This is a genomic window from Bacillus sp. FSL K6-0923, assembly GCF_038630825.1.
GTDB lineage: Bacteria > Bacillota > Bacilli > Bacillales > Bacillaceae > Bacillus > Bacillus pumilus.
Map to the genome: position 1 here is coordinate 944,388 of NZ_CP152044.1, position 15,183 is coordinate 959,570.

The window sequence follows — 15,183 nt, forward strand, 5'->3', positions numbered from 1 at the left end:
ACGAGGCAGGAAATGATCACATGCTAAGTTCGCTACATCGTGTAGCAACGCATGTGTGATATGCATCCTGCATACCTCGGAGAGTTTGATCCTGGCTCAGGACGAACGCTGGCGGCGTGCCTAATACATGCAAGTCGAGCGAACAGAAGGGAGCTTGCTCCCGGATGTTAGCGGCGGACGGGTGAGTAACACGTGGGTAACCTGCCTGTAAGACTGGGATAACTCCGGGAAACCGGAGCTAATACCGGATAGTTCCTTGAACCGCATGGTTCAAGGATGAAAGACGGTTTCGGCTGTCACTTACAGATGGACCCGCGGCGCATTAGCTAGTTGGTGGGGTAATGGCTCACCAAGGCGACGATGCGTAGCCGACCTGAGAGGGTGATCGGCCACACTGGGACTGAGACACGGCCCAGACTCCTACGGGAGGCAGCAGTAGGGAATCTTCCGCAATGGACGAAAGTCTGACGGAGCAACGCCGCGTGAGTGATGAAGGTTTTCGGATCGTAAAGCTCTGTTGTTAGGGAAGAACAAGTGCGAGAGTAACTGCTCGCACCTTGACGGTACCTAACCAGAAAGCCACGGCTAACTACGTGCCAGCAGCCGCGGTAATACGTAGGTGGCAAGCGTTGTCCGGAATTATTGGGCGTAAAGGGCTCGCAGGCGGTTTCTTAAGTCTGATGTGAAAGCCCCCGGCTCAACCGGGGAGGGTCATTGGAAACTGGGAAACTTGAGTGCAGAAGAGGAGAGTGGAATTCCACGTGTAGCGGTGAAATGCGTAGAGATGTGGAGGAACACCAGTGGCGAAGGCGACTCTCTGGTCTGTAACTGACGCTGAGGAGCGAAAGCGTGGGGAGCGAACAGGATTAGATACCCTGGTAGTCCACGCCGTAAACGATGAGTGCTAAGTGTTAGGGGGTTTCCGCCCCTTAGTGCTGCAGCTAACGCATTAAGCACTCCGCCTGGGGAGTACGGTCGCAAGACTGAAACTCAAAGGAATTGACGGGGGCCCGCACAAGCGGTGGAGCATGTGGTTTAATTCGAAGCAACGCGAAGAACCTTACCAGGTCTTGACATCCTCTGACAACCCTAGAGATAGGGCTTTCCCTTCGGGGACAGAGTGACAGGTGGTGCATGGTTGTCGTCAGCTCGTGTCGTGAGATGTTGGGTTAAGTCCCGCAACGAGCGCAACCCTTGATCTTAGTTGCCAGCATTTAGTTGGGCACTCTAAGGTGACTGCCGGTGACAAACCGGAGGAAGGTGGGGATGACGTCAAATCATCATGCCCCTTATGACCTGGGCTACACACGTGCTACAATGGACAGAACAAAGGGCTGCGAGACCGCAAGGTTTAGCCAATCCCATAAATCTGTTCTCAGTTCGGATCGCAGTCTGCAACTCGACTGCGTGAAGCTGGAATCGCTAGTAATCGCGGATCAGCATGCCGCGGTGAATACGTTCCCGGGCCTTGTACACACCGCCCGTCACACCACGAGAGTTTGCAACACCCGAAGTCGGTGAGGTAACCTTTATGGAGCCAGCCGCCGAAGGTGGGGCAGATGATTGGGGTGAAGTCGTAACAAGGTAGCCGTATCGGAAGGTGCGGCTGGATCACCTCCTTTCTAAGGATATATGGAGCAGCGTGCGTTTTCGTCTTGTTTAGTTTTGAAGGATCATTCCTTCAAAACATGTCTCTAGCGAGACAGGATTGTTCTTTGAAAACTAGATAACAATAAGTAATACATTCACATTGAATGCAATGCAAAGTTCATCACACATAGTGATTCTTTCTAAAGTAAGAAATGGTTAAGTTAGAAAGGGCGCACGGTGGATGCCTTGGCACTAGGAGCCGATGAAGGACGGGACGAACACCGATATGCTTCGGGGAGCTGTAAGCAAGCTTTGATCCGGAGATTTCCGAATGGGGAAACCCACTGCTCGTAATGGAGTAGTATCCATACTTGAATACATAGAGTATGAGAAGGCATACCCGGGGAACTGAAACATCTAAGTACCCGGAGGAAGAGAAAGCAAATGCGATTCCCTGAGTAGCGGCGAGCGAAACGGGAACAGCCCAAACCAAGAGGCTTGCCTCTTGGGGTTGTAGGACACTCTATACGGAGTTACAAAGGAACGATATAAGCGAAGAGGTCTGGAAAGGCCCGCCAAAGAAGGTAACAGCCCTGTAACTGAAATGTTGTTCTCTCCAGAGTGGATCCTGAGTACGGCGGAACACGTGAAATTCCGTCGGAATCCGGGAGGACCATCTCCCAAGGCTAAATACTCCCTAGTGACCGATAGTGAACCAGTACCGTGAGGGAAAGGTGAAAAGCACCCCGGAAGGGGAGTGAAATAGATCCTGAAACCGTGTGCCTACAAGTAGTCAGAGCCCGTTAAAGGGTGATGGCGTGCCTTTTGTAGAATGAACCGGCGAGTTACGATCCCGTGCAAGGTTAAGCAGAAGATGCGGAGCCGCAGCGAAAGCGAGTCTGAATAGGGCGCATGAGTACGTGGTCGTAGACCCGAAACCAGGTGATCTACCCATGTCCAGGGTGAAGTTCAGGTAACACTGAATGGAGGCCCGAACCCACGCACGTTGAAAAGTGCGGGGATGAGGTGTGGGTAGGGGTGAAATGCCAATCGAACCTGGAGATAGCTGGTTCTCTCCGAAATAGCTTTAGGGCTAGCCTCAAGGTAAGAGTCTCGGAGGTAGAGCACTGATTGGACTAGGGGCCCCTACCGGGTTACCGAATTCAGTCAAACTCCGAATGCCGATGACTTATCCTTGGGAGTCAGACTGCGAGTGATAAGATCCGTAGTCGAAAGGGAAACAGCCCAGACCGCCAGCTAAGGTCCCAAAGTATACGTTAAGTGGAAAAGGATGTGGAGTTGCTTAGACAACCAGGATGTTGGCTTAGAAGCAGCCACCATTTAAAGAGTGCGTAATAGCTCACTGGTCGAGTGACTCTGCGCCGAAAATGTACCGGGGCTAAACGTATCACCGAAGCTGCGGACTGTTCTTACGAACAGTGGTAGGAGAGCGTTCTAAGTGCTGTGAAGTCAGACCGGAAGGACTGGTGGAGCGCTTAGAAGTGAGAATGCCGGTATGAGTAGCGAAAGACGGGTGAGAATCCCGTCCACCGAATGCCTAAGGTTTCCTGAGGAAGGCTCGTCCGCTCAGGGTTAGTCGGGACCTAAGCCGAGGCCGAAAGGCGTAGGCGATGGACAACAGGTTGATATTCCTGTACCACCTCCTCACCATTTGAGCAATGGGGGGACGCAGGAGGATAGGGTAAGCGCGGTATTGGATATCCGCGTCCAAGCAGTTAGGCTGGGAAATAGGCAAATCCGTTTCCCGTGAAGGCTGAGCTGTGATGGCGAGCGAAATTTAGTAGCGAAGTTCCTGATTCCACACTGCCAAGAAAAGCCTCTAGCGAGGTGAGAGGTGCCCGTACCGCAAACCGACACAGGTAGGCGAGGAGAGAATCCTAAGGTGATCGAGAGAACTCTCGTTAAGGAACTCGGCAAAATGACCCCGTAACTTCGGGAGAAGGGGTGCTTCTTAGGGTGTTAAAGCCCCGAGAAGCCGCAGTGAATAGGCCCAGGCGACTGTTTAGCAAAAACACAGGTCTCTGCGAAGCCGTAAGGCGAAGTATAGGGGCTGACGCCTGCCCGGTGCTGGAAGGTTAAGAGGAGCGCTTAGCGTAAGCGAAGGTGCGAATTGAAGCCCCAGTAAACGGCGGCCGTAACTATAACGGTCCTAAGGTAGCGAAATTCCTTGTCGGGTAAGTTCCGACCCGCACGAAAGGCGCAACGATCTGGGCACTGTCTCAACGAGAGACTCGGTGAAATTATAGTACCTGTGAAGATGCAGGTTACCCGCGACAGGACGGAAAGACCCCGTGGAGCTTTACTGCAGCCTGATATTGAATGTTGGTACAGCTTGTACAGGATAGGTAGGAGCCTTGGAAACCGGAGCGCTAGCTTCGGTGGAGGCATCGGTGGGATACTACCCTGGCTGTATTGACCTTCTAACCCGCTGCCCTTATCGGGCAGGGAGACAGTGTCAGGTGGGCAGTTTGACTGGGGCGGTCGCCTCCTAAAATGTAACGGAGGCGCCCAAAGGTTCCCTCAGAATGGTTGGAAATCATTCGCAGAGTGTAAAGGCACAAGGGAGCTTGACTGCGAGACCTACAAGTCGAGCAGGGACGAAAGTCGGGCTTAGTGATCCGGTGGTTCCGCATGGAAGGGCCATCGCTCAACGGATAAAAGCTACCCCGGGGATAACAGGCTTATCTCCCCCAAGAGTCCACATCGACGGGGAGGTTTGGCACCTCGATGTCGGCTCATCGCATCCTGGGGCTGTAGTCGGTCCCAAGGGTTGGGCTGTTCGCCCATTAAAGCGGTACGCGAGCTGGGTTCAGAACGTCGTGAGACAGTTCGGTCCCTATCCGTCGCGGGCGCAGGAAATTTGAGAGGAGCTGTCCTTAGTACGAGAGGACCGGGATGGACGCACCGCTGGTGTACCAGTTGTTCTGCCAAGGGCATCGCTGGGTAGCTATGTGCGGACGGGATAAGTGCTGAAAGCATCTAAGCATGAAGCCCCCCTCAAGATGAGATTTCCCATTCCGCAAGGAAGTAAGATCCCTGAAAGATGATCAGGTTGATAGGTCTGAGGTGGAAGCGTGGTGACACGTGGAGCTGACAGATACTAATAGATCGAGGACTTAACCTTTATTCTAATGTGAAGTTTGAACATTGTTATCTAGTTTTGAGAGAACATTTTTTAAATATCTCTTGATTTATTTTCAATACATAGTATAATATCTTTTGTCACTAAATTGTCTGGTGATGATGGCGAAGAGGTCACACCCGTTCCCATACCGAACACGGAAGTTAAGCTCTTCAGCGCCGATAGTAGTTGGGGGTCTCCCCCTGTGAGAGTAGGACATCGCCAGGCTTTATTCATTCCGCAGTAGCTCAGTGGTAGAGCTATCGGCTGTTAACCGATCGGTCGTAGGTTCGAATCCTACCTGCGGAGCCAATTTGGAGAGCTGTCCGAGTGGCCGAAGGAGCACGATTGGAAATCGTGTAGGCGGTAACCCCGTCTCAAGGGTTCGAATCCCTTGCTCTCCGCCACAAATTTACATAATAAAGGGCCCGTTGGTCAAGCGGTTAAGACACCGCCCTTTCACGGCGGTAACACGGGTTCGAATCCCGTACGGGTCACCATTTTATAGAATATACACCAGTATTTTTTATTCGGAGGATTAGCTCAGCTGGGAGAGCATCTGCCTTACAAGCAGAGGGTCGGCGGTTCGAGCCCGTCATCCTCCACCATATCTTTTATATCATCGCGGGGTGGAGCAGTTCGGTAGCTCGTCGGGCTCATAACCCGAAGGTCGCAGGTTCAAATCCTGCCCCCGCAACCAAATTATTTTATACACCAATGGGGAGTGCTCATTGAGTGCAACCAAAATGGTCCGGTAGTTCAGTTGGTTAGAATGCCTGCCTGTCACGCAGGAGGTCGCGGGTTCGAGTCCCGTCCGGACCGCCATTTTTAAAATGAATACATGGCTCGGTAGCTCAGTTGGTAGAGCAACGGACTGAAAATCCGTGTGTCGGCGGTTCGATTCCGTCCCGAGCCACCACTATTTGCCGGTGTAGCTCAATTGGTAGAGCAACTGACTTGTAATCAGTAGGTTGGGGGTTCAAGTCCTCTTGCCGGCACTGTTTTTCAAATGTGGAGGGGTAGCGAAGTGGCTAAACGCGGCGGACTGTAAATCCGCTCCCTCCGGGTTCGGCGGTTCGAATCCGCCCCCCTCCACCATTTTTATTTTCATAGGGGCATAGTTTAAAGGTAGAACAGAGGTCTCCAAAACCTCCGGTGTGGGTTCGATTCCTACTGCCCCTGCCAATTTTCTTAATATGATTCATAACATCTATGGCGGTTGTGGCGAAGTGGTTAACGCACCAGATTGTGGCTCTGGCACTCGTGGGTTCGATTCCCATCAATCGCCCCATTTTATTATTGGGCTATAGCCAAGCGGTAAGGCAACGGACTTTGACTCCGTCATGCGTTGGTTCGAATCCAGCTAGCCCAGTTGATTTGCGGAAGTAGTTCAGTGGTAGAACACCACCTTGCCAAGGTGGGGGTCGCGGGTTCGAATCCCGTCTTCCGCTCCAATAATGGCGGCATAGCCAAGTGGTAAGGCAGAGGTCTGCAAAACCTTTATCCCCGGTTCAAATCCGGGTGTCGCCTTTTTGAAAAGACTGCCGGGGTGGTGGAATTGGCAGACACACAGGACTTAAAATCCTGCGGTAGGTGACTACCGTGCCGGTTCAAGTCCGGCCCTCGGCACCATTGTTTTTTATTATAAGTTGCGCTCTTTAATGATCATGCCGGTGTGGCGGAATTGGCAGACGCGCACGACTCAAAATCGTGTTCCTCACGGAGTGCCGGTTCGACCCCGGCCACCGGTATCTAATTTTAGATATTCTTTATTATCGTCCATTACAGAAGAATTAAGGAATATCAACGTTTAAACGTCTTTCTACAAACTGTAGGAGGGCGTTTTTTATTTGTTTTTTATAAGAGGACACTAGTACCCTGTGAAATTAGCACCGAACCAGAGTTAGCCCACAGTAACCCACCATGGGGAGGCAGCCCTATATAATCCGCTCATCTAGTACTTGAAAAATATACATACCAGTTTAAGTGCATTAGATGATAAAAAATGGTTGTTACTGAGGGGCCATTCTAAGGAGATTAACTTATACTTTATTGATAGTTACCTTATTATTAAAATAAAGGGGCAGGCTAATTGAAGAAAGATTGGATAAATTGTACATAAGAGGTGTTGGAATGATTACGGTTGAAAATGCTGAAAGTTATCTTAAAGATAGCATTGGTGAAGATACCGATGATATAAAAAAGGTTTGGGAAACATTTAAGGCTTTTTCAAAAGAGACAGTTGAGGGCGAAGAAGATAAAGAAATTTTATTTCAGTGTGGTTTCTATGATTTTACAGGAGAGGAACTATTTCATTTTGACTTTCTACGTCAGTTTACAGTTTATGAAGAAGATGCTTATTCTCACATGGAACAACTACACTGTGAATTTTTATTTAAACCAACAAACGAGTTAAAAAAGTTAAAGGTGGTAGAAGAATGGTCAATGGATTATGACAATATAGAACATTTTTTTAATCATATTGAAAGTATTCATGAGTTTAAAATTCCTTTGAGTTTAAAGCCGATAAAATCAAAAATATATCAAGAAGAACTTTAATTTTTATTTCATTAACGGGTGCTTTACTTGAAGAGGGTATACCTTGCCTTTTTGGAATAATTTATCTCGGAGTGTCGGTTAGACCCCGACCACCAGTATCTATTAATAATTTCATGATTGGTTTTTCCCGTCAATCTAACGTTTCACCCTCGTGGTGAAACGTTTTTTTGTGGTTTAAATGAGTTATTTAGATAAAAAATAGAAACCTATTAGAAAAGAATGAGCATGTACTTCTTTTAGCAGAATAATCTTTAGATGATTTGCAACATTTGATAAGATACATTTAACCATGTAAGGATACAAAATGAGGCAGCACATTCACATAAAACAGTGTACTATCTTTGTATAACTAAATGAATATTTGTGGGTACATACACATCTTTAGCTGACATCATCATTGTGACCCAGTTTGAGGGGAGAATTTATGAAAAAACAAAATGATCATGAGGAGTTATTGACAGGTGGAAATGTCTCGAACGTATATCGTTCGGGAGATACGGTTCGTCGAGAAGTAAATTCAGACAATATCAATACACGAAAGCTGCTAAAGCATTTAGAAAAAAAGAATTTCTCCTATGCTCCAAAGTTTTTAGGGGTTGATGAACAAGGTAGAGAGATCTTGTCCTTCATTGAAGGCGTAGCTGGTCATGATCCTTTAAAAGAATACATGTGCTCTCACCATGCCTTAAAAGAAATAGCGAGAATGCTTAGACTATATCATGATGCTGTTTGTGATTTTCCCATTTCAGATGATTGGGAACGAATGGACAATACGCCTAACAACATAGAGGTTGTGTGCCATAATGATTTTGCGATGTACAACATCATTTTCAAAGATAAAAAGCCAGTGGGAATCATTGATTTTGATGTAGCTGCTCCTGGTCCAAGACTTTGGGATATCGCTTATACCCTTTATACATGTGTGCCTCTCAGTAGATTTTTTCGCACTGAAAAGGGGGAGATCGTGAATTATCATTCAATAGAACATGCAGGCCATATAAAGTATAGGGTCAAACTGTTTTTTGAAGCTTATGGTGAGGAAATAGCAGAAGATTATGTGGAGATGGTGCTGCTGCGTTTAAAAGGGTTATGTCAGTACATGAAACGAAAAGCGAGTGACGGGGATATAGCTTTTCAAAAAATGATTGATGAGGGGCACCTTGAGCATTATCAAAAAGACATACAATTCATTCATGAACATAGAAAAGAATGGGTTTGAGGGATACTAGGGGCTTTCTAAAGCGAAAGAACAATTAGGTGTTTATACCACTCTAATCACGCTTAAATAAGATTGACTTTACCTAGACCTAAAGTTATTTTTGAAATAGAGAAGAAATGAAGGGAGCAGGAAATGCTGTTTGAAGTAGTCGTTTATGATAAAGCAAAATATCATTATGATGGGGAGTTTCCAAAGGACTTATCTATTGATCAAGCCTTTGTACATACAGGCATGTTTTTGGGGTGGATCATTGATAATGATTTGTTCAGTGAAGAATTTGAAGAAGACATTGAGGGTGAAATTCAAAAATTTAAATCACGAGAAGTGACAGGGACTCAAATCTATATGGACTGTGATGGTGTATTTTCAAATGATATGCTGAATGATGAGGGAAATGAATTTACCCAAGAATATTTCGATTTTGATAATGGTTTATATTTAGATGACTACGAGGAGACATTTCTAGAAGCTGAAGGCGTATATTATGTTAAAGATAGTTGGGAGAACTACGATAAAATCAAAAAAGTGATTCAAAGGCGTTATTTAGAATGGGTAAATCAGCGTTAAGGAATCAGATTTATGATTCAAAGATAAATGAGAAATAGAATAAATGTAAAAAGGCGGAGTTGTTAACTTGCAAATGAAGACGATATTACAGACCATCATTGAAGACGAGGGGTCCCATGATTTTCCGCTTTTTAGACAGTACTGTGTGAAGAAAGAACAGGGTCTGCGTAAAGATTCGTTAAAGGTTCTTCAGACTTTTGTTGAAGAAATGAAGGAGAACGAATTTGCAGCACGGCGTTCATTTGTTGCTTGGCTGTTTGAAAAGATTGAACGGTTTGAGGATGGACATCATTTGCTTGTATATCCATTGATCATTGGGGTGATTCAGCCTGTTCTGCAAGAGTGGGAGAAAGTTGATCCGATGGATGTGAGGCCGTATCGCTGGCAGGGCTTGTTTGTGCATCGGGGAGAAGGGCTGCCCTATTTATTGAAGGCACTAGAGCTTGGAGGCAGCAAAGAGCAACGTGTCATTGTTCAAATATGCGAAACCTATTTATCGGCTTTATGGTATTCGTTTCATCATATACATGAAGATCTTTATTTAAGCACCTATGAGAAAGACCAAGAGCGAATTCAAGGTATTGAAGATGTCATGATGCTGATCGAAGATAAGAGAATTCGCACTAATGTTGAAAAACAAGTAGCCTATTATGATCGGCTTTTATCAGACTGGAAGAAATTTCAGCAAACGGAGACAACAGGCTTCGTGAAATGGTGTGCGGAGCGTAAGAAGCCGTATGAGTGGGTAGAGGCTTTTTATTATCAACAATAGATAAGGAAACGGCAGTATTCATTCTGCCGTTTATTTATGCCATATTCGCTCTATTTCTATATGATCTGGTTTAACATATTTCAGGACATAGACATCTGGATTGCTTAGTTTCTCCCACTCTTTGAATCCAATCATGGGATCGACATGTTTAAGAAGCAGGCTCATAAGATTGCCATGTGTGACAAATAGGGTATGATCGTTTTCTGAATTTATTTGTTCGTAGAGTAATTCTACAATGCGGTTCATGGCTTCGAGGCTTGATTCTCCGCCCTCACAAGTCAAATGTAAGTCCGTAAAACTGAGCTTTAGTTTCTCGTACCAATCGTCCATTGGTTTGCTACTTAGCACACGTTCAGCGAGACGTTGATCAATTTTTACCTCGAGTTGTTTTGCATGAGCAAGAGGATCAGCAGTTTGGAGCGCTCGCTTATAGGGACTTGAGATGATCTGATTGAGGTGATTGCCATTAAAGAACTCTGCTAGTGCGTGAGATTGTGCGATGCCTTGTGGCGTTAAAGACGCATCCTCGGATTGTCCATTTGCTTGGCAGTGTCTCGCGATATAATATGTTTTCATGGGCCACACCTTTCATCGAATATAAAAAAATCATCCGGGATTGGATGAGGATAGGTTCATTTGTTCGGGTCTGTTTCTTTATAGGGATCTGTGAGCTTCGAGGTAAGGTCTAAGTTGAACAAAAAATCATCTATGGTGTCTGAACCAAAGGGAAGTGCGGAGAAGTTGATTGGGATGCTGTCTTCCTGTTTTTCAGTGGTGACCTGCTGTCTTGGCTGCTTTTTTTTCCAATAATTAAACAAGCGCATGTGAAGCCCCCTTTTCTATGAAAAAGATGGATTTATACATAATATACGGGGAGAGTTGTCCAGGCGTCAAATGTTTTCTTCAAAAGGATATATGTAAAGAGCCACACAGGATAGTGCGGCTCTTTTTGTATATTTACATAGCACGACGTAAAGCTTTCAGCAATTTACGTTCGCATTTTAAGTTGTATCGCTTGCGATGGAGTTTATCTGTGTGACATCTGCCAATGACGTGTCTGACATCTGGATGATAAATGATTAGGTGTCTGTAAGCTGGATCATTTAATAATGCATGAAACCAGCTATACTTTTTGAGCTCGCCTGCGTTGCTAGAGATATCCTCTTCATCTACCTGTAGAAAAGGAATATACACAGCTAGTGAGAAAATATCAAAAATGAATCCCATGTTGGTTCCTCCTTCCATATTATTTCCTACGCCTAGAAGGAGGGAAGGTTTCATTCAATACAACGTTAAAAACAATCCCAATGCATAAACCATTCTTTTGTGTCTTTGTCGTAATAGAAATACATCGTGCCGTTATCACCTATCATAAACCGAGGTTTTTCTTCTGAGGCGATTTGCAGCATGAACTCGCCTGGTTGATGATGGGGTGGGGATTGAATATATGCTCCATATCCACCGATTTTTGTGAACGAATAATGGGTGTATCGATCAAAGAAGAGTTCTGTCGCTTCATCACTTTCATTCACTTCTGATAAATCAACATATGACCAAGCTTCTTCCCAGCAGGGGAAGTCCTTTTGCTCATTTTCGTTCCATTGGATTTGAAAGGGTTTTAGTCCTCTCACTTCTTCGGGAGTGTCAACTACTTCTAATCCATCCATAGTTGAATATTCAATGAGTTTCCAGCCTTCGCCGTTTTTTGTGATATCCATCGGAAGTGCTTTCTGATTGAGAAAGATTTGAATCAATTGACATTCATTGAATCCGTTTAATCCTCCTGGCACTTCAGGTAAATGAATTTGTAAGATTGGAATCATGACACCATCTTGATCTATGGGCCAGCCTTGATCACGGTGGATGAAGAAATGACCGGCAAACCAGCTGTGTGCTGCTGGATCAGGACGAAAGCCACCAATCTTAGCCACGATGGGTGTTTTCCCTAATTGTTTTAATTCATGAAAAGCTTTGAACTCCATTACTTACCCCTCCAATTGTTAGCCTGCAATGTGGGCATCTTGAAAGGTACCGTTGATATTGCCAGAGACAATAATGACATGTCCCCAAAATAAATCACCGTCATGACAGTAGACCTCAAACTCTCCATCTGGGTAGGCATGTAAGCTTTCGAGTGAGATTCGGCTTATAAAGTGTTCCAGCGTAAGCTCTTCTTGTGTTTCAGCGGAGTCATCTTGTGCCTGCCAGTCTTTAGCTAGTTCGAGCAGCTGATTTGCTGCAAATGATTTAATAGAAGCATCCCATGTAGTCTGCTCTTTCATGAGTTGTCTAGCGGTTCGAAGAGAGTCGTTTACTTTTTCATCTTCTTCGAGGTTGAAGTAGAGCAGGCACTCTTCATTACTCCACTGGATCGTTGTTTCAAATAAGTCTAGTCCTTTCACTAATTCAAAGGTACCCAGCATGTCATCATGAAAAAAAACAGGTTTTTGGGCTTCTTCTAGTATCACTTGCAGCTCTTCATCCTGTGTATCTGTATCGATGAGTGATACAAGCATGAACTCACCTTCGCCTTTTCGGACCTGAAGTGTCACGATTGATTCTTTATGTAATTGTGTCTGCTTTTCCCTTAATCCCTCTTCATCTGTTAACCAGCAGAGTCTTATGTTTTCTGTTGTGATGAGGTCTTTATCTTTCCATGCAATCAGTGGAATAGAAGCGGTCCAAAGAGATTCCTTTCCGGCTTTTCCTGCACCTACTCCTGAGGGTCCTGTGACAGCAATGATGTGGTCTATTTCTTCTGAAAATCGTTCTTCAAATGCGTTTATTTGTTTGTTTTGTTTCATGTGATGTCCTCCAGCCTGATTTGTTGAAAATCTATATCTTTATCACACCGCATATGAGGAGGATAAATCAAGCTTTTTTTGCTTAAAACTTTTTTAGATTGTTAGAAGGAGAGAAAATACATGGATGGCTGGAAGTTATCAAATTTTGTATAAATTTAGGTGAAAGAGTCGAAAGACCTAGGTGATTCTTCCTTTTCTTTATAATTACTTTGACACGAATAGATGAAAAAAGTAAAGTAGTACTGAGTGATTTACAAACCCTTCTTCATCCATTGAATTGCAAAGTGTGTGTAAATCAAATGTAAATGGATATTTTTCCTTTTATTTACTCGTATTTTTTTTGAAACCTATAATGCTTCTCATACGTTATATTAGAGGAGCACACATATCCGGCGGAAACAGAGCATCGGAATGCTTGGTGAAGAAGATTTACATTTGCAAAATCAATGTAAATTTTTTATGATTTCATTTATATTAGAACGATAATAAGAAAGAAGAGGTTTTATGAAAAAAATATTTGCGAACAAATATAGCTTTTTTGTATTGGCTGTCCTTTTATTTTGGGCGAAATCGTATGCAGCCTACAAAATGGACTTTAATTTAGGAGTGAAAGGTTCTTTTCAAGAGGGTCTTCTTTTATTAAATCCATTTAGTTCAGCCATTGTGTTTTTGGGACTGGCTCTCTTTTTGAAGGGTCGTAAATCTGCCATTGTTTTAATTGTGATTGACTTTATTATGACCGCACTTTTATATGCGAATGTAGCGTACTACCGTTTCTTTGATGACTTTTTGACTTTCTCCACAATGAAGCAAGCAGGCAATCTTGGAGGAGGCATGACTGGCGGTGTGTTATCTAGTATTAAGCCGCATGACCTTTTGTATTTCCTTGATATTATGATCTTGATTGCGATTGTGATTTGGAGACCAGAAGTGAAGAAATTCCAAATGAAAAAGACATTTGCACTGCTGATTGTGGCTGCAGGTGTAGGACTGTTCTTCGTAAACCTTCATTTAGCTGAAAAGGACCGTCCAGAATTGTTAACAAGAACATTTGATCATAAGTATGTTGTTAAATATTTAGGTGTTTATAATTATACGATTTATGACGGAGTACAATCAGCACAAAATGCAACACAGGTAGCAAATGCGAGCAGTGAAGATTTAACAGATGTTGTAAACTATACAGCTTCTCACTATGCGAAGCCAAACGCAGAGTATTTCGGTAAAGCAAAAGGGAAAAACATCATTAAAATCCATTTAGAAAGCTTCCAGTCTTTCTTAATTGACTACAAACTAAATGGAGAAGAAGTGACACCGTTTTTAAATAAGCTGGCTCATGGGAAAGAGGACTTTACGTATTTCGATAACTTCTTCCATCAGACAGGTCAAGGAAAAACAGCTGATGCTGAACTGATGATGGATAATAGTATGTTCGGCTTGCCAGAGGGAGCAGCGTTTGTAACAAAAGGTGAAAACACTTACCAATCACTCCCTGCCATCCTAGATCAAAAAGCAGGCTATACGAGCGCAGTGCTTCACGGGGACTATAAATCTTTCTGGAACCGTGACACGATTTATAAGCATATGGGATATGATCAATTCTTCGATGCTTCATATTACAACATGGATGAAGAAAATCTTGTGAATATGGGTCTGAAGGATAAACCATTCTTCAAAGAATCAATCCCGATGCTAGAATCAATGAAAAAGCCATTTTATGCACATTTAATGACATTGACTAATCACTATCCATTTAATTTAGATGAAAAAGATGCGACGATTGCTAAGGCAACAACTGGTGACAAAACAGTAGATAACTACTTCCAAACAGCAAGATATCTAGATGAATCATTAGAGCAATTCTTTAAAGACTTGAAAAAATCAGGTATGTATAAAGACTCTGTCATTTTATTATATGGTGATCACAACGGTATTTCTGAAAACCATAACCGTGCAATGAGCGAAATTCAAGGGAAAGAAATTACACCTTATCAAAATGCGCAAAACCAGCGTGTACCACTCATGATTCGTATTCCTGGCAAACAGGGCGGCGTGAACCATACGTATGGTGGTGAAGTAGACGTGATGCCTACGCTTCTTCACTTACAAGGTATTGATTCAAATGAGTATGTAAATTTTGGAACAGATCTATTCTCTAAGAAGCATGATCAAACTGTTGCATTCCGTAACGGAAACTATGTGACACCAAAATATACACTTGTAGATAACACTGTCTATGATACAAAAACAGGTAAAGTTGTGAAACAAAATAAAAAGACAGAGGCAATTAAAGCCCGTGTCGATAATCAGTTAAGCCTATCAGATAAAGTGCTTTATAGGGATCTTCTTCGATTCCACAAGCTGTCTGATTTTAAACCAGTGAATCCATCTGATTATTTCTATGGTAAATCAAAAGAAAAAGAAGAGGATTCTTCTGCTAAGTAACTGAGTTTTGGGCAAGCACAGAAGGGTGCTTGCCTTTTTCTCTCTCATCGCTTGATTTGTTGGCAAAATATGTTTATATTTAGGG

Annotated in this window: 10 protein-coding genes, 16 tRNA genes and 3 rRNA genes; 24 read left to right on the forward strand and 5 right to left on the reverse strand. The window is 44.0% G+C overall.

What is annotated here, in order from left to right; all coding sequences use genetic code 11:
* Positions 1 to 73: 73 nt before the first annotated feature.
* The 23 genes from MHI16_RS04635 to MHI16_RS04745 all read left to right on the forward strand — a co-directional run bounded on the left by MHI16_RS04635 (position 74) and on the right by MHI16_RS04745 (position 9,849).
* A 16S ribosomal RNA gene (locus tag MHI16_RS04635) occupies positions 74 to 1,622 on the forward strand.
* Between the two features lie 182 nt (positions 1,623 to 1,804).
* Positions 1,805 to 4,735 (forward strand): 23S ribosomal RNA (locus MHI16_RS04640).
* Between the two features lie 109 nt (positions 4,736 to 4,844).
* Positions 4,845 to 4,960, forward strand: a 5S ribosomal RNA gene (rrf, locus tag MHI16_RS04645).
* The 16S, 23S and 5S rRNA genes sit together here with 16 tRNA genes alongside, the layout of an rRNA operon.
* A gap of 9 nt (positions 4,961 to 4,969) precedes the next feature.
* Positions 4,970 to 5,044 (forward strand) — tRNA-Asn (locus tag MHI16_RS04650).
* 4 nt (positions 5,045 to 5,048) lie between these two features.
* A tRNA-Ser gene (locus MHI16_RS04655) sits at positions 5,049 to 5,139 on the forward strand.
* Between the two features lie 18 nt (positions 5,140 to 5,157).
* Positions 5,158 to 5,232 (forward strand) — tRNA-Glu (locus MHI16_RS04660).
* Positions 5,233 to 5,264: 32 nt separating this feature from the next.
* Positions 5,265 to 5,340: transfer RNA gene (locus MHI16_RS04665), tRNA-Val, on the forward strand.
* Positions 5,341 to 5,355: 15 nt separating this feature from the next.
* Positions 5,356 to 5,432: transfer RNA gene (locus tag MHI16_RS04670), tRNA-Met, on the forward strand.
* 48 nt (positions 5,433 to 5,480) lie between these two features.
* A tRNA-Asp gene (locus tag MHI16_RS04675) sits at positions 5,481 to 5,557 on the forward strand.
* Positions 5,558 to 5,575: 18 nt separating this feature from the next.
* Positions 5,576 to 5,651 (forward strand) — tRNA-Phe (locus MHI16_RS04680).
* Between the two features lie 6 nt (positions 5,652 to 5,657).
* Positions 5,658 to 5,730 (forward strand) — tRNA-Thr (locus MHI16_RS04685).
* 15 nt (positions 5,731 to 5,745) lie between these two features.
* Positions 5,746 to 5,830 (forward strand) — tRNA-Tyr (locus MHI16_RS04690).
* 13 nt (positions 5,831 to 5,843) lie between these two features.
* Positions 5,844 to 5,917, forward strand: a tRNA-Trp gene (locus tag MHI16_RS04695).
* A gap of 30 nt (positions 5,918 to 5,947) precedes the next feature.
* Positions 5,948 to 6,023: transfer RNA gene (locus MHI16_RS04700), tRNA-His, on the forward strand.
* Positions 6,024 to 6,032: 9 nt separating this feature from the next.
* Positions 6,033 to 6,104 (forward strand) — tRNA-Gln (locus MHI16_RS04705).
* Positions 6,105 to 6,111: 7 nt separating this feature from the next.
* Positions 6,112 to 6,186, forward strand: a tRNA-Gly gene (locus MHI16_RS04710).
* Between the two features lie 5 nt (positions 6,187 to 6,191).
* Positions 6,192 to 6,262, forward strand: a tRNA-Cys gene (locus MHI16_RS04715).
* A 13-nt stretch (positions 6,263 to 6,275) separates the two neighbouring features.
* Positions 6,276 to 6,364: transfer RNA gene (locus tag MHI16_RS04720), tRNA-Leu, on the forward strand.
* 37 nt (positions 6,365 to 6,401) lie between these two features.
* Positions 6,402 to 6,483 (forward strand) — tRNA-Leu (locus MHI16_RS04725).
* Between the two features lie 382 nt (positions 6,484 to 6,865).
* The gene (locus MHI16_RS04730) at positions 6,866 to 7,291 is read left to right on the forward strand and encodes a hypothetical protein (protein WP_058014480.1); all 426 of its coding nucleotides are present in this window, start codon (positions 6,866 to 6,868) and stop codon (positions 7,289 to 7,291) included.
* Between the two features lie 424 nt (positions 7,292 to 7,715).
* Positions 7,716 to 8,510 carry a phosphotransferase gene (locus MHI16_RS04735; RefSeq protein WP_058014479.1) on the forward strand — a complete coding sequence of 265 codons (795 nt, stop codon included), beginning with the start codon at positions 7,716 to 7,718 and terminating at the stop codon, positions 8,508 to 8,510.
* A 135-nt stretch (positions 8,511 to 8,645) separates the two neighbouring features.
* Positions 8,646 to 9,077 (forward strand): hypothetical protein, encoded by a 432-nt coding sequence (locus tag MHI16_RS04740; RefSeq protein WP_342498172.1) that lies wholly within the window; start codon positions 8,646 to 8,648, stop codon positions 9,075 to 9,077.
* A 67-nt stretch (positions 9,078 to 9,144) separates the two neighbouring features.
* Positions 9,145 to 9,849 carry a hypothetical protein gene (locus MHI16_RS04745; RefSeq protein WP_342498116.1) on the forward strand — a complete coding sequence of 235 codons (705 nt, stop codon included), beginning with the start codon at positions 9,145 to 9,147 and terminating at the stop codon, positions 9,847 to 9,849.
* 30 nt (positions 9,850 to 9,879) lie between these two features.
* Here MHI16_RS04745 and MHI16_RS04750 read toward each other — a convergent pair whose 3' ends face one another.
* The 5 genes from MHI16_RS04750 to MHI16_RS04770 all read right to left on the reverse strand — a co-directional run bounded on the left by MHI16_RS04750 (position 9,880) and on the right by MHI16_RS04770 (position 12,653).
* On the reverse strand, positions 9,880 to 10,425 hold the full coding sequence (locus tag MHI16_RS04750) for a histidine phosphatase family protein (protein WP_058014477.1): 546 nt from the start codon (positions 10,423 to 10,425) through the stop codon (positions 9,880 to 9,882).
* 56 nt (positions 10,426 to 10,481) lie between these two features.
* On the reverse strand, positions 10,482 to 10,673 hold the full coding sequence (locus MHI16_RS04755; RefSeq protein WP_058014476.1) for a hypothetical protein: 192 nt from the start codon (positions 10,671 to 10,673) through the stop codon (positions 10,482 to 10,484).
* Between the two features lie 133 nt (positions 10,674 to 10,806).
* Positions 10,807 to 11,076 carry a hypothetical protein gene (locus tag MHI16_RS04760; RefSeq protein WP_058014475.1) on the reverse strand — a complete coding sequence of 90 codons (270 nt, stop codon included), beginning with the start codon at positions 11,074 to 11,076 and terminating at the stop codon, positions 10,807 to 10,809.
* A 65-nt stretch (positions 11,077 to 11,141) separates the two neighbouring features.
* Positions 11,142 to 11,831 carry a DUF1963 domain-containing protein gene (locus MHI16_RS04765; RefSeq protein WP_342498117.1) on the reverse strand — a complete coding sequence of 230 codons (690 nt, stop codon included), beginning with the start codon at positions 11,829 to 11,831 and terminating at the stop codon, positions 11,142 to 11,144.
* 18 nt (positions 11,832 to 11,849) lie between these two features.
* A complete protein-coding gene (locus MHI16_RS04770) occupies positions 11,850 to 12,653 on the reverse strand; it encodes a DUF2262 domain-containing protein (RefSeq protein WP_342498118.1) in 804 nt (267 codons plus the stop codon).
* Between the two features lie 504 nt (positions 12,654 to 13,157).
* Between MHI16_RS04770 and MHI16_RS04775 the strand changes: the two genes are divergently transcribed.
* Positions 13,158 to 15,098: an LTA synthase family protein gene (locus MHI16_RS04775; protein WP_058014472.1), complete on the forward strand. Its 1,941-nt coding sequence runs from the start codon at positions 13,158 to 13,160 to the stop codon at positions 15,096 to 15,098.
* Positions 15,099 to 15,183 lie beyond the last annotated feature (85 nt).